Genomic DNA, 14564 nt, shown 5'->3' with positions numbered 1-14564 from the left:
GTACCGAACTCGAGGAGAGTGACCGCAGATGACGACATCGCCGAGATGGCGGGTTGCGCTGGCATCGGCAGCATCGGCTGCCGCGCTAGTCGCCACACCGCTGGCAGGGGCGTCGACCGCGTACGCACAGTACGGGCCGCTGCCCCCGACCCTGACCGTGACTCCCACGACGGTGGCCGCGGGCGGCACCGTGACCATCCACGCCGAGAACTTCCCCGCCAACACGGTCCTCACCGAAGAGTTGCACTCCAATGACGGTCGCACCGCGAACAGCGGGGGCAGTGGCGGCAACGGCGGCAACAGGCGCCACGGGAGCAGTGGACGCAGCGTGCGCGGCGGACACGACGACCACGGCAACGGCGGGCACAACGGCGGCAACGGCGGCAACGGCGGGCACAACGGCGGCAATGGCGGCGACGGCGGCAACCGCGGCGACGGGGTCTTCCTGGGCACGGTCACGACGGATGCGACCGGAGCCGCCACCGACACGGTGACGATCCCGGTGTGCACCTCCCCCGGGTACCACTTCCTCGAGGTGGAGAGCGAGCGCCCCCACCTGGAGGCATGGGCCCGCATCAGGGTGCTGGCCGCCGTCAACGGGGGAGCCGACCGCTGCGGCGACGACGGCCGTGGTGACGAGGGACGCGGTGACGAGGGACGCGGTGACGACGGTGGGCGCGAGGAGGGACGCGGCCAGGGCGGGCAGAGCGAGCAGTCCATGGGCGGCGCGGAGTCCTCGGGCCGCGACGAGTTCTCAGGCCGCAACGAGTCCTCCGGTCGCCCCGGCTCCGACCAGCGCAACGGAGCCCGGCGGCAGGGCGCCCTCGCGGCCACGGGCAGTGAGAAGGCCATGGCACTGGGCGGCACCGCTGCCGTACTGGTCGTCCTGGGCGGCGGCACGATGATGGCCATGCGCCGGCGCCGCAGTTCATGACGGAGCGCACCATCCGCAGAGCGGTACCACGGCGTCCCGGCCTCCGCCGGGACGCCGTCGGCGTGCCCGGGCCCGAGCGCTCCGGCGACCGGGCACCGGGCCGGCGTCGCGCCCTCAGGGTCGCCCTCCTGTCCGCCGCGGCGCTTCCGCTGGCCGGCGCGGCATGGATCGGTGTCACCGGTCTGCTCGCCCGTTCGGAACTGACGGCCGCCCAGCGGGACCTCGACACGCTGCGGCAGTCGGTCGTGCCCGCACCGGCGGCCGGGCCCGCCTCCGCCACGGCGCCCACGGCCGCCCGGGACCGCGGGCAGGCGGTGCGGTCCGCGGCCGCCCACGCCGCACGGGCGCACGACCTCACCACCGGCCCGGCCTGGTACCCGGCCACCCTCCTGCCCTTCCTCGGGGAGCCGGTCACCACCGTACGAGGCGCCGCGTACGCGGCGGACAGGCTGGCCGGCGACGTGCTGTCCCCCCTGGCGCGGTCCCTGCCGGCAGCCACGCCGGGCAGCCGCGGCGGCGGGATGTCCCAGGCCCTCACGGCGTTGCGGACGCACGCACCGGACGTCGTCCGGGCCGCGCGGGTCGCCGCCGAGGTGCGGGCCGACGTGCACGGGCTCCCGCGGTCCACCTGGCTGCCGGCCGCGGACCGGGCCCGGGCCGAGCTGGCCGAGCAGGTCGACCGTCTCGCCCCGGTGATGAGCGACGTCTCCCTCGCGGCCCGCCTCCTGCCGCCCATGCTCGGCGCGCAGGGGGAGCGGCGGTACTTCCTCACGTTCCAGAACACCGCCGAGGCACGCGGCACGGGTGGCCTGCCGGGTGCCTTCGCCGTGCTGCGGGCCGACCGGGGCCGGCTGTCCTTCGAACGGTTCGGCAACAACACCGAGATGGCCACGGTCAAGGCGAACGTCGACCTGGGCGCCGACTTCACGGCCCGTTACGGCGGCTACAACCCGACCAGCATGTGGAACAACTCCAATCTGAGCCCCCACTTCCCCTACGCGGCCCGCATCTGGGCCGCGGCCTGGCACCGGCACACCGGCCGGCGCGTGGACGGTGTCCTCGCCATCGATCCCGCCACGCTGAGCCGCTTCCTGCGCGTCACCGGCCCGGCCCGCATGCCGGGCGGCATCCAGCTCACCGCCGACAACGTCGTCGACCTCACCGAACGAGCCAGCTACGCGATGTACGACGACACCACCCGGCGCAAGGCGTTCTTCGTGAAGGCGGCCCGAGCGGCCGCCGGGCGGCTGATGGCGGCGGCCGACGACTCCCGCCAGCTGCCGGCGCTGCTCGTGGCCGTGCACGACGCCCAAGGGGACGGACGGCTGAAGGTGTGGAGCGCCCACGCGGCGGAACAGCGGCTCCTCGAGACCCGCTCCCTCGCGGGCGCCCTCCCGGACACCCCCGGCCCCTTCGCGGGGGTGGTGGTGAACAACGCGGCGGGCTCCAAGCTGGACTACTACCTCGACCGGAGCCTGATCTGGGAGGCGAAGGGCTGCGCACACGGCGGACGCCCGGTCACCGCGACCGTCACCCTGACCAACCGGGCGCCCACAGCCGGGCTGCCCGGCTACGTGACGCTGCGGGAGGACCGTCCGCGCCACCGCACCCGGCCGGGTGACAACCGCCTCATGGTGTCGTACTACGCCGGGGTGGGCGCCGACCTCACCGGCGCCACTCTCGACGGACGCCCCGTGCCGCTCGCCTCCGACGTCGAACGCGGCCACTCCGTGTTCTGGCTGAACGTCGAGCTGCCCGCCGGCTCCAGCCGCACCCTGGTGCTGCACCTGAGGGAGCCGCACGCGGACCGCGCCCCCGTCGTCCTGCGGCAGCCCCTGGTGATGCCCCAGCGGACGGTTCTGAAGCCGGGAGGCGCCTGCCATGCCTGATCGGGGGCGCCGCGCGGGGGCCGCCGTGCTCGTCGGCGCGTTTCTGCTGGCGTCGTGCACGGCGGCCGACCGGACTCAGATCCGGACCTCCTCCGACGACGAGGCCCGAAGCCGGTCCGCAGCACACCGGCGGGCCGCGGGGATCCCGGGGGCCACAGGAAACCCGGAAGCTACAGCGAACCCAGGGGCTACAGCGAACCCAGGGGCTACTGGGGGCCGGCGGGCCACCCCGCACCCCGTCGAGCACCTGCGGGTGAAGGTGCTCCAGACCCTCCCCCACGACCCCCGGGCCTTCACCCAGGGCCTGGAGCTGGCCGGCGGCAGGCTCTACGAGAGCACCGGCATCTCCGGCAGGTCCTCGGTACGGGCAGGGCTCCCCGGCAGGCGGCCCACGGTCCGCACGGCACTGCCGAAGCGCTTCTTCGGCGAGGGGATCACCGTGCTGGGCCGCACCCTGTGGCAGCTGACCTGGCAGAACCACATCGCCATCGAGCGCGACGCCAGGACGCTCGCGGAACTCCGCCGGGTCCCGTACCGGGACGACGGCTGGGGGATGTGTCTGCAGTCGGCACGACACCGGCTGGTGACGAGCGACGGCTCGTCACGGCTGACCTTCCGCGATCCGCGCACGCTCGCGAAGACGGGCCGGGTCACCGTGACGGAAGAGGGCCGGCCGGTGACGAATCTCAACGAGCTGGAGTGCGTGGGCACCGCCGTCTACGCCAACGTCCTGTTCACCGACCGCCTCGTGCGCATCGACCCGGCCACCGGGGCGGTGACGGCGAGCATCGACGCCTCCGGGCTGCTGCGCGAGAACGAACTCGTCCAGGGGTCCGCCCTGAACGGCATCGCGGCCGTCCCCGGCACGGACCGGTTCCTGATCACCGGGAAGTTCTGGCCGAAGATGTTCCGCGTCGTGTTCGTCCCGGCGGGGCGGGCCGGCCGCTCCGCCCGCTGAAACGGACTGATGGACTCCGACAGCGACGCAGATCACCGCCTGCGCCACTACAGTGCGGCGGCATAAGTGGGTAGTCTCAAACGGACTGCATAAGTTACTGCTTAGTAATCTCGTCCTCGGAGTACACAGGAAGTACGCCGCAGGAACCCCTCGCAGGCCCGAGGAGCCCCCAAATGCAACTCGCCGCGATCATCGTGTCGCTGGTCCTTACCGTGGTCGGCGTCGCCCTGCTCGCACGCGCCGTCGGCCAGTTCGTCCGGTACTTCAGGCTGGGCCAGCCCGTGCCCGCCGGCAGCCGGACCGACAACCCCTACCAGCGCAGCGTGACGCTGGTCAGGGAGTTCCTCGGCCACACACGGATGAACCGGTGGGGCATCGTGGGCATCGCCCACTGGTTCGTCGCCATCGGCTTCCTGACCCTGCCGCCGACGATCATCAACGCGTACGGTCAGCTCTTCCAGGCCGACTGGAGCCTCCCGGTCCTCGGCGGCTTCCTGCCGTACGAGCTGTACATCGAGTTCATCGGCACCATGACCACCCTCGGCATCGTCACGCTGATGGTGATCCGCCTGCTGAGCCTGCCGTCGCGGCCCGGCCGCAAGTCCCGGTTCGCGGGCTCGAAGATGGGGCAGGCGTACTTCGTCGAGTACGTGATCTTCACCATCGGTCTGGCGATCATGGCCCTGCGCGCGCTCGAGGGCGCGCTGCACCACGTGGACCACTACGAGGCCGCGTACTTCGCCTCGTACCCGCTGATCCTTGCCCTCAAGGGCCTCAGCCTCACCACGCTGCAGAACCTCACGTACCTCTTCGCCATGATCAAGCTGGGCACCACCATGGTCTGGATGATCACGGTGAGCCTGAACACCAACATGGGTGTGGCCTGGCACCGCTTCCTCGCCTTCCCGAACATCTGGTTCAAACGCGACGCGACCGGCGGAACGGCTCTCGGCGCGCTGCAGCCGATGACGTCGGGCGGCAAGCCGATCGACTTCGAGGACCCGGGCGAGGACGACGTCTTCGGCGTCTCCCAGGTCGAGCAGTTCTCCTGGAAGGGCCTGCTGGACTTCTCCACCTGCACCGAGTGCGGCCGCTGCCAGTCGCAGTGCCCGGCCTGGAACACCGGCAAGCCGCTCTCCCCGAAGCTGCTGATCATGTCGCTGCGGGACCACGCGCACGCCAAGGCTCCGTACCTGCTGGCGGGCGGCGGCAAGACGGCGGAGGGCGAGGAGAAGGCGTCGAAGGAGCAGCTCGCCGGTGTGCCGGCTGCGGCTCTCGCGGAGGCCGAGCGCCCGCTGATCGGCACCGTCGAGGAGAACGGCGTCATCGACCCGGACGTCCTGTGGTCCTGCACCACCTGCGGCGCCTGCGTCGAGCAGTGCCCGGTGGACATCGAGCACGTCGACCACATCGTCGACATGCGCCGCTACCAGGTGATGATCGAGAGCGCCTTCCCGTCCGAGGCGGGCACGATGCTCAAGAACCTGGAGAAGAAGGGCAACCCCTGGGGCCTGGCCAAGAAGCAGCGCCTGGAGTGGACCAAGGAGGTCGACTTCGAGGTCCCGGTCGTCGGCAAGGACATCGAGGACCTCACCGAGGTCGAGTACCTGTACTGGGTCGGCTGCGCCGGCGCCCTGGAGGACCGGGCCAAGAAGACCACGAAGGCGTTCGCCGAACTCCTCCACATCGCGGGCGTCAAGTTCGCGATCATGGGCGGCGACGAGAAGTGCACCGGCGACTCCGCCCGCCGCCTGGGCAACGAGCCCCTGTTCCAGGAGCTCGGCATGGAGAACGTGGCCGCGCTGAACATGGCCTTCGGCGAGGACGACGAGGACGAGTCGACGAAGAAGCCGCGGTCGGCGAAGAAGATCGTCGCCACCTGCCCGCACTGCCTCAACACGATCGGCAACGAGTACCCGCAGCTCGGCGGCGACTACGAGGTCATCCACCACACCCAGCTGCTCCAGCACCTCGTCGACGAGGGCAAGCTGGTCCCGGTCACCCCGGTCGAGGGCATCATCACCTACCACGACCCGTGCTACCTGGGCCGTCACAACAAGATCTACACGCCCCCGCGCGAGATCATCGGCAAGGTCCCGGGCCTGCGCAACGAGGAGATGCACCGCCACGAGGAGCGCGGCTTCTGCTGCGGTGCCGGCGGCGCCCGCATGTGGATGGAGGAGCGGATCGGCAAGCGCATCAACAACGAGCGCGTCGACGAGGCCCTCTCCCTCAACCCGGACATCGTCTCCACGGCCTGCCCGTTCTGCCTGGTCATGCTGACCGACTCGGTCAACGGCAAGAAGAACGAGGGAACGGCCAAGGAGTCCGTCCAGGTCGTGGACGTGGCCCAGCTGCTCCTCGACTCCGTGAAGACCCCGGTCGACCCGGCGGGCGAGGCGGAGACGGAGAGCGAGCCGGAACCCGAGCCCGTGAAGTAGCCGGGGTTCGCACACGCGGATGAGGGCGTCGGCCTTCGGGACCACAGACAGGTCTTGAAGGCCGGCGCCCTCCTGACGTCTACGACACCCCGAGCCCGGCCTCCGAAACCGCGCTGGGCCGGGGCCCACCGGCCACCTGTCCCGCCGGTGAGGCGGGCGCCGGCACTCTCGCCAAGGCACCCGCCGATTCGGTGTGTTCGTCGAACCACTCGATGGTTCTCAGCAGCCCCTCCTCCACCGGTGTGCGCGGCTGCCAGCCCAACTCCGACTCGGCCAGCGCGATGTCGGGCCGACGGCGCTTGGGATCGTCCGCCGGCAGCGGCACGAGGACGGTCTCCGAGTGCGATCCGGTGAGCTCGCGGATCCAGTGGGCGAGTTCGAGCATGGTCACCTCATGCGGATTGCCGAGGTTCACCGGCCCCCCGATGTGCCCGTCGAGCATCCGCAGCACCCCGTCGACCAGGTCGTCGACGTAACACAGGGACCGGGTCTGTGAACCGTCCCCCGTGACCGTCATCGGGGCGCCGTCGAGCGCCTGCCGGATCAGCGTGGGGACGACCCTGCCGTCGCCGAAGCGCATCCGCGGACCGAAGGTGTTGAAGATCCTCACGATCCCGGCATCGGTGTCCCGTTCCCGCCGGTACGCCATGGTCATCGCTTCGGCGTACCGCTTCGCCTCGTCGTAACAGCTGCGCGGGCCCACCGGGTTCACATGCCCCCAGTAGGACTCGGGCTGGGGATGGACCTGCGGATCACCGTACGTCTCCGAGGTGGAGGCCAGTACGAGACGTGCCTTCTTCGCAGTGGCCAGCTCCAGCGCATGCCGTGTTCCCTCCGCGCCGACCCGGAGGGTCGCCAGCGGATGGCGCAGATAGTCGGCGGGAGATGCGGGGGACGCAAAGTGCAGCACCGCGTCGACCGGACCGTCGATCTCCAGGCCGTGGACGACGTCACGCTTCATCACCTGGAATTCCGCACGCTCCGTCAGGTGGGCGACATTCTCCGGCCTTCCGGTGAGGAAGTTGTCGACGCAGACGACTTCGTAGCCGACTGCCAGCAGCCGTTCGCACAAATGAGAACCGATGAACCCGGCTCCCCCGGTCACTACCGCACGCATGCGAGACACCTCTCTCCGTCATGGACTCTCTGTGCCGCCCGGTCGCGCGTGGCCTACCGATCCGACGGTAGACATCATGAGAAAGTCCTTACCAGGAAAGGAACTTTTGGTGGCAATCTATGCCAATTTCCCACGAACGGATGCGGCACATGGGAATCAAGAGACTCATCGATGTGACCGGCAGTCTGATCCTGCTGATCCTGACGGCTCCTCTCGCCTGCGCGATCTGCCTGTTGATCGCCACCAGCTCACCGGGCGGAATTCTCTTCCGGCAGGCGCGGGCGGGGCGCGACGGACGCCCCTTCACCATGCTCAAGTTCCGTACGATGCGCGTGGGAGCCGACTCCGAACGGGGCGACCTCGCCGCGTGCAACGAAGCGGACGGCTTTCTCTTCAAGATCCGCAACGACCCCAGGATCACTCCGGTCGGCCGGATTCTGCGCCGCCTGTCGCTGGACGAACTACCGCAGTTGGTCAACGTACTGCGGGGAGAGATGTCCCTGGTCGGTCCCCGCCCGTTGCCCGTCGACGATTCGCACTACACCGGCCCCGCACGCGCACGGCTCACCGTCCTGCCGGGACTGACCGGTCTGTGGCAGATCAACGGCCGGTCCGAACTCCCCTGGGAGGAGATGATCCGGCTCGATCTCCATTACGTGAAGCACCACTCGGTGGGCCTGGACCTCGCCATCCTCGCCCGTACCGTCCCCACCGTGCTGACGGCCCGCGGCGCGCGTTGAACGATGTCCGCCCCGCGGCGACGCCGTGCGCACCGGCGGCGATCAGCATGGCGATCGCCGGCCGGGACGGGCGGTGCACGGCCCTACGCGCGCGCCCCGCGTCGGCCCGTGTCCCGGGCCCGGGCCCGGTAGGCGAGCACCAGCCTCACGAACCGTGGATTGCCCACCGCGTACCGCATGAACATGCGACGGGGCTCCTGCGCCCACCGGTGGAACCATTCAAGTCCGGCTCGCTGCATCCACTTCGGAGCCCTGCTGTGCACTCCCGCCACCACGTCGAAGGATCCGCCGACTCCGACCACCAGGGGACAACGCAGGGCATCCAAGTTCCGTGAAAGGAAATACTCCTTTCGTGGACTTGGAATCGCAAGGAACAGAACATCCGGCTGCGTCTCGCGAACTGCGGACACCACCTCCTGCTCCTGGCCCTCCTCCCAATAACCGTCCCGAAATCCCACGATCTTGACGCCCTGGTCGGCGGCGATACGAGCGGTCTCCGCCACCACTGAACGTTCGGCGCCGAGCAGGTAGACACGGTATCCCTTGTGAACGGCGCGGTCCCAGAGCGCCAGCATGAAATCCATGCCGGTCACCCGCTCGGGAAGCCTGCGTCCGAGAAGGCGGCCGGCCCATACGACGGACTGCCCATCGGCATTGATGAGCGAGCACGAGCGAATGATCCGCGCCAGGTTCGGATCGTCGTGCGCCTTGACGACTTTCGCCGCGTTCAGCACGACATGTTGGTGCGGGCCGCCGTCCTCGATCAGCGCCTCGGCCGCGGCCACCGAGTCCTCCATCGTCAGCGGGTGAACCGGCAGCCCGCACACCGTCACCGGCCTGCAGGTGCCCACGGGTCTGCCCGACGCACCCTCGTCCAGCAGCAGGGGTGTTCGCACGCTCCGCCTCCGTCCACTCCACGAGCACGCTCATCGCGGTGGTCCGGCCCGAAGACACGCGGCTGCCGCGACCGCTCCCAGTCTGGGGGAGAAGCGCCGTGGAAAACCGACCCCGGATCGGGAAACAGTGGATTACGCCCGTTCGGCCGAGCTCTGCCACCCCCGCGCTGCATAGGAACAAAGCGCCCCCGAACTAGCATGAAATTCCGCTCATGACGCGGAATCAACTCGGCCGAACGGATTGCGGAGAGCTTGTGGCCTCCTGGAAGAGCAGCACGGCAGCGACATCAGCGCGCCCTCGTCTCCTGATGACGACGAAAGACCTCGAGAAGCACGCCGAGTTCCTTTTCCGGGGGCTGGACGACTGCCGCTGGACGGGACCCGACCCCTATGACGGCCTGACAAGTCCGGTCGCGGTTCTGGCACGTCACCCGTTCCTGCGCCAGGCCCTTCTGCAGGCCGTGAAGCGCAGTCCGGTCGATCTCCGTCCGTGGCTGGCCATTCGTCCCCTGCGAACCGCAACGGCCTGCGGGGTCGGTGCCACCGCCTGCAGTCGTCTCGCGGACGCACCCGCGTGGCACGACCGTGCCCGCAGACTCGGCCGCTGGACCGCTCAGAGGCAACTGTCCGGAACCTACACGGGACTGTGGGGTTACGAGTTCGACGTCCAGACCCGGTGGGCGTACTACCCGGCGTTCATGCCGAACGTCATCGCCACCACCTTCTGCGCCGACGGATGCCTCGACACCGGGACGCTGAGCGGCGCCGCCGCCGAGACACTCGCCGCAGCACTGCTGCGGCACCTCTTCACGGGCCGGTACTTCGCCTACACACCGACGACGGCCAAGCTGGTCCACAACGCGAACCTCATGGGGGCGGCGCTCGCCACCCGCCTCGCTCTCCTGGACGGCATGCCCCGCCCGCTCGCCTCACGCCTGGCCGACGCCGCGCGGTCAGCGGTCGACGTCGCCGTCGCGGGCCAGCGGCCGGACGGCTCCTGGCCCTATGGCACGCCGTCCAATCTGGGCTGGGTGGACGGCTTCCACACCGGCTACGTCCTGCTGCGGCTCGACGCAGCGGCGACAGGGCTGGGCCTCGACCTCGGCACGGTGATCGACTCGGGCGCCCGGTACTACCTCACTCACCTGTTCGACGGACCGGTGCCCCGGTACTACGCGGCGGGACGGCAGCCGCACGACCGAGGACGACGCGATCCCAACAACGACGCGACAGCGGTTCGCACGGCGGTCTGGGCCGAGGAACACGGGTACGTTCCGCACGGCTTCGCCGATGACGTGCTGGCCCATGTCATCGGCCAGGTCCCCGGTGTCGGCGGCGGGCCGGGACAGCGGGCCTCCGCTGCCGTGAAGCAGCCGATCCGACGGTCACCGCGATGGAGCCTCGCCCCGTTCCTGGACGCGCTGACCGCGTTGTGCGCGGCGCGAGGCACCGGTTGAGGACGGATCGGCCGGGGTGCCGGGCCCGGTCACCTGCCGGTCCCGGCACCCGGCGGATCAGCCGAGAGCCGAGACCTGGTAGCCGAGCAGGGCGTCGGCCGCGCGTCCGGGCCCGCCCGACACATGGCGCTCCCACCAGACGGCCGCGCAGAAGAGCCCGAACACGGCAAGACCACGGTCGCGCCGGCCCTGAACGTGCTCCGTGACGAACCGATCGGCCGCGCGACGGTCGAAGAGGTCGTCGAACAGCGAGGAACGCCGCACCTCGGGCCAGAGGCGACCGCCGTGCTCACGCAGCAGCGACCGCACCGGTGCCCCGAAGCCGGTCTTCGTGCGCCGGGCGACGAAGTCGGGTACGCCGGCCTCGACCGCCGCCGCCCGAAAGAGCGCCTTGCCGTTCGCGAGCCGGAGCTGACCTTCCGCGACGGCGTTCAGCGCGGTGGCCGCCACGGGTTCGCCCAGGAACGGCACCCTCAACTCCACGCCGGCCCGCATCGAGGCGCGATCGCCGTACAGCAGGTTCAGGCCGGGCAGGAAGAGACGTCGATCGCACTCCACCAACGCCGCCAGCGGGCTTCCGCCGCGGTCGAGCACTTCATCGGCCACGTCCCGGTGCTGCTCGGTGACCGCGTCCAGCCCGACGAGCGGGGAGAGCGCCGCCCACTCCGGCCCCGAATAGTAGGACTGCGTCGCCCAAGCCCAGTCGCGGGGGCCCGAGTTGAGCAGCCGGCAGAACTTGTCGGAGCGTTCCCGGTAGCGCCGGGGCCGGGGGACGACTCCGGCCGCGCCGAGAGCGGGCCGCGCCCACGCGGGCAACCGCTGCAGCATCAGGACCGCCTGATAGCGCTCGTAGCCGAGGAAGAGTTCCTCGACCCCGAGACCCGACAGGAGCACGGTGGCCCGGCCGTTCGCGGCGCGGGAGAGCTGCATGAGCGTGATCGCCGCCGGGTCGCCGAAGGGGAGTTCCATGGCGGCCACCAGCTCGGGGATCCGCCTCAGCACATCGACGTCGAGGTCGACCCAGGTCAGGGGAAGGCCGAGTCGCCGGGCGACCCGCTCGGCGTACGGCGCGTCGTCCTGGAACGGCTCGGCGGATGCCTCGACCCGCTGTCCGGGCCGGGCGGCGAAGGCGGGCCCGGCGAAGCCGGCTCCGGCCAGTTCCACACCCAGCCAGGTGCTGTCCAGGCCACCGCTGAGCAGCAGGCCGACCGTGACGTCGGCGTGCGCCTGCCGGGCCACCGACACCCGGACCGCGGTGCCGATGTCGTCGACGGGCGGTACGGCGGCGGCACGCCAGAACGGCGGCTCCTCGTCGTGGTACGGGGGCCGGCGGGCGAAGGCTCGCCCGGCCGCCACCGCGGTCGCACGTCGCCAGCCCGTCCGCGGAGGCGGCGTCCACAGGAACATGGCGCCCTGGGCCACCGCGACCGGGTCGACCTCCCCCAGCAGGCCACGGGCTTTCAGGGGTTCCAGTTCACTGGCCAGGCCGGTCAGGCGGCCCGCGGCGTCCGTCGTCCCGTAGAGCGGCTTGATGCCCAGACGGTCGCGCCCGTACCGGAGCCGCCCGTCGGGCAGGACGAGGGCGAAGGCGAACATGCCGTCGAGCCGGTCGAGCAACCGCGGGGCGTCCGGTTGCAGAAGCAGTTCGTAGAGGACTTCCGTGTCGCCGCTGGTCGTGAAACGGACGTTCCGCTCGCGCAGCATGCGGCGCAGTTCCGCGGCGTTGTAGATCTCACCGTTGTACACCAGCACCCCGCGCTCCGGGGAACCGAAGGGCTGGTTGCTCCGCTCGTCCAGGTCGACCACTGCCAGGCGGCGGAAGTGCAGTTCCACGCACCAGTCCGCGCCCTGGAGGCGCAGATGGCCGCTGGCATCGGGGCCCCGGTGCGCGATGGCCTCGCACGGATCCGCCCGGGGGCACCCGGCGTCGTCGGCGGGACGGTTGATCAGGACGACGAAGCCGCACATCAGGCCGCACCCCCCGAACCGCATTCCGCCACGGATGGATTCGCGTACCCCAATGCCCTGGCCAGTGCCGGTGTGGTGGGGACGACGTCGACGGTGCGGCCGGTCGTGACGGCCCGAGCCGCGCGGCATGCCGTGAGGGAACTGCGCAGAGCGGCAGCGAAGTCGGCGTCGGGGACCTGCTCACCCCGCACGAGCCGGACCAGTGAACGCATCTCGGCGGCGTGCCCCTTGGGACCGCCACGGTACTTCGTCGTGGTGGCGCCGCCACCGGACCAGACCGTGAGCGAACGGTAGTCGTCGATCCTGCCGGCCATGCCGTCGGCGGCGACCTCCAGAAGTTCCTTGGGGGCGCCGGGTGGGGTGAGACCTCCGTAGACGATCGACGCCGTCGACGCGTCGTCGTAGTCGAGGTGCACGGTCATGCTCTGGGCCGCGGCCGGATCGTGCTTGTCCACTCCGGCGGCCCGGACCCCGACGGGTCGGCCCGGGACGAGGAATCCCGCGGCATCGATGAAGTGACAGACCTCGCCGAGCAGTCGGCCGCCCTGCCGGGGATCGAAGTACCAGTGGTCGGCCGGGAGCCGTCCCGCGAAGACACGGTAGGTGATCTGCAGCGGCCCGCCCTGGGGCAGGGCGGCCTTCAGATCGCGCATCGCCGGCGCGAACCGCCGGTTGAACCCGGCCATCGCGGGGGCACCCGAGGCCAGCCAGGCGGCCGCGATGTCCTCCAACTCCTCCTCGTCGAGGCCCAGTGGCTTCTCGCAGTACAAGGCCGCACCGCTGCGCAGCACCTGCGCGGCGTAGGAGCCGTGGCTGTCGTGCCGGCTGAGGACCATCACGCAGTCGGCCTCGCCCGAGGCCAGCCCGAGCCCGGCGCTGTCGGCGACGGTCCGGAAGCCCCAGCGGCGGCCCTGGTGCGCGGCGGACAGGCCGCTGCCACTGGCGATCCACGAGAAGGAGACGCCGGAGTCCCGCCTGAGATGGGGGAAGAGCATCCTCGTCGCGAAGTTGCCCGCTCCGATGGCTGCCACTCTGACCGTGCCGCGCGGGGCGGCCCAGGCACGTGTGCCGGTCGGTGGCGCCGGTTGGGACGGCAGCTGTGCCGTGCCCGGATACTTCAGGAGCAGTGCGACACTCCGCTGCGTCTGCGCCGTGTTCAGCGCCTCGTACGCCTCGGCCGCGTTCTCGACGGCGAAGACCCGCGGCTTCAGGTCCGTGAAGTCCACCGCCCCGGTGGCCAGGAGGCGGAGCACTTCGGAGAGGTTGCGCCGCTCCGTCCACGGAACGTACCCCTCCGGGTAGGGGCGGCCCGCCTCTTCGTAGTCCGGGTCGTACCTGCCGGGCCCGTACGAGCGCGCGTAGCGCAGAGACAGTTCCTTGCCGTAGTAGGAGGACCGCGGCGGTGCGACCTCGACATCGCCCACGACGACCACCGTGGCGCGGTCGCGGGCGAGCCGGCCGGCGAACCGGACCGGGTCGGCGCTGGCGGTCGCAGCCGTGATGACGACCGCGTCGGCGCCCGCGCCTCCCCAGCGCCGGAACACTGTGCCGGTCAGGTCCCGCGCATCGCGCTCGTATCCCGCCATGCCCGCCGACACCGCGAGTTCGACCATCGCCGGGTCCCGGTCGATTCCGACCCCGTCGTATCCATAGGCGCGCAGGAGTCGCAGGGTGATCTGTCCGACCAGCCCCAGGCCGATGACGGCGATGCGCGAGCCCGGCACCGCCTCGGCCTGGTGGATGCCCTGGAGCGCGATGGCCCCGACCGTCGCGAACGCGGCCCACCGGTTGTCCACTCCGTCGGGCACCGGCACGACGAGATTGCGGGGTACGGCGACGATCTCGGCGTGCGAGGCGTAGCGGGCTCCTGCGGCGGCCACCCGCATGCCGGTGCGGATGTCGTCCACCCCGTCGCCCACCCCCAGGACCAGTCCGGCACAGGAGTAGCCGAGCTGCATGGGCCGGTCCAGGCGGTCCTGGACCATGCGGTAGGTGTCGGCGACTCCGGCCTGCTTGAGGGTGTCGAGGACCTTCCTCACCTGTTCGGGGTGGCGCCGGGCCTTGCCGACAAGACTCTGCGCACCGGTCGAGACGGTCGTCCGCTCCGTGCCCGCGCTGATGAGCGAGTAGTCGTTGCGAATGACCACGGTCCCGGGCGCCGCTG

The 14564-nt window shown here is 70.8% G+C and carries 10 protein-coding genes; 6 read left to right on the top strand and 4 right to left on the bottom strand.

The features are described from left to right. Positions 1 to 157: 157 nt before the first annotated feature. The 4 genes from ACFYMU_RS01760 to ACFYMU_RS01745 all read left to right on the top strand — a co-directional run bounded on the left by ACFYMU_RS01760 (position 158) and on the right by ACFYMU_RS01745 (position 6222). On the top strand, positions 158 to 934 hold the full coding sequence (locus ACFYMU_RS01760; protein ID WP_388366613.1) for a hypothetical protein: 777 nt from the start codon (positions 158 to 160) through the stop codon (positions 932 to 934). Further along, positions 931 to 2823 carry a DUF4012 domain-containing protein gene (locus ACFYMU_RS01755; RefSeq protein WP_388366611.1) on the top strand — a complete coding sequence of 631 codons (1893 nt, stop codon included), beginning with the start codon at positions 931 to 933 and terminating at the stop codon, positions 2821 to 2823. Before ACFYMU_RS01760 ends, ACFYMU_RS01755 begins: the two co-directional genes overlap by 4 nt. Before the next feature lie 142 nt (positions 2824 to 2965). Beyond that, positions 2966 to 3781: a glutaminyl-peptide cyclotransferase gene (locus ACFYMU_RS01750; protein WP_388366950.1), complete on the top strand. Its 816-nt coding sequence runs from the start codon at positions 2966 to 2968 to the stop codon at positions 3779 to 3781. Between the two features lie 173 nt (positions 3782 to 3954). Beyond that, positions 3955 to 6222 (top strand): (Fe-S)-binding protein, encoded by a 2268-nt coding sequence (locus tag ACFYMU_RS01745; protein ID WP_388366609.1) that lies wholly within the window; start codon positions 3955 to 3957, stop codon positions 6220 to 6222. A gap of 79 nt (positions 6223 to 6301) precedes the next feature. On the opposite strand, the gene ACFYMU_RS01740 is transcribed toward ACFYMU_RS01745, so the two are convergent. Next, the gene (locus ACFYMU_RS01740; RefSeq protein ID WP_388366608.1) at positions 6302 to 7339 is read right to left on the bottom strand and encodes a UDP-glucuronic acid decarboxylase family protein; all 1038 of its coding nucleotides are present in this window, start codon (positions 7337 to 7339) and stop codon (positions 6302 to 6304) included. 149 nt (positions 7340 to 7488) lie between these two features. On the opposite strand from ACFYMU_RS01740, the gene ACFYMU_RS01735 reads away from it, so the two are divergent. Continuing rightward, on the top strand, positions 7489 to 8079 hold the full coding sequence (locus ACFYMU_RS01735) for a sugar transferase (protein WP_388366606.1): 591 nt from the start codon (positions 7489 to 7491) through the stop codon (positions 8077 to 8079). 83 nt (positions 8080 to 8162) lie between these two features. Here ACFYMU_RS01735 and ACFYMU_RS01730 read toward each other — a convergent pair whose 3' ends face one another. Next, the gene (locus tag ACFYMU_RS01730; protein WP_388366604.1) at positions 8163 to 8975 is read right to left on the bottom strand and encodes a WecB/TagA/CpsF family glycosyltransferase; all 813 of its coding nucleotides are present in this window, start codon (positions 8973 to 8975) and stop codon (positions 8163 to 8165) included. 308 nt (positions 8976 to 9283) lie between these two features. On the opposite strand from ACFYMU_RS01730, the gene ACFYMU_RS01725 reads away from it, so the two are divergent. Beyond that, complete coding sequence (locus tag ACFYMU_RS01725; RefSeq protein ID WP_388366603.1) at positions 9284 to 10432, top strand: hypothetical protein; 1149 nt, start codon at positions 9284 to 9286, stop codon at positions 10430 to 10432. Positions 10433 to 10489: 57 nt separating this feature from the next. Here the strand turns inward: ACFYMU_RS01725 and asnB are convergent, their stop codons facing one another. Beyond that, on the bottom strand, positions 10490 to 12400 hold the full coding sequence (gene asnB, locus ACFYMU_RS01720) for an asparagine synthase (glutamine-hydrolyzing) (protein WP_388366601.1): 1911 nt from the start codon (positions 12398 to 12400) through the stop codon (positions 10490 to 10492). Continuing rightward, positions 12400 to 14547, bottom strand: coding sequence for a bi-domain-containing oxidoreductase (locus tag ACFYMU_RS01715; RefSeq protein ID WP_388366599.1), 2148 nt, complete (start codon positions 14545 to 14547; stop codon positions 12400 to 12402). The genes asnB and ACFYMU_RS01715 overlap by 1 nt, the downstream gene beginning before the upstream one ends. Positions 14548 to 14564 lie beyond the last annotated feature (17 nt).

Source organism: Streptomyces sp. NPDC007264 (assembly GCF_042869095.1).
Lineage (GTDB): Bacteria > Actinomycetota > Actinomycetes > Streptomycetales > Streptomycetaceae > Streptomyces.
Note: the sequence above shows the minus strand (reverse complement) of the source record. Positions and strands in the feature narration are given on the sequence as shown.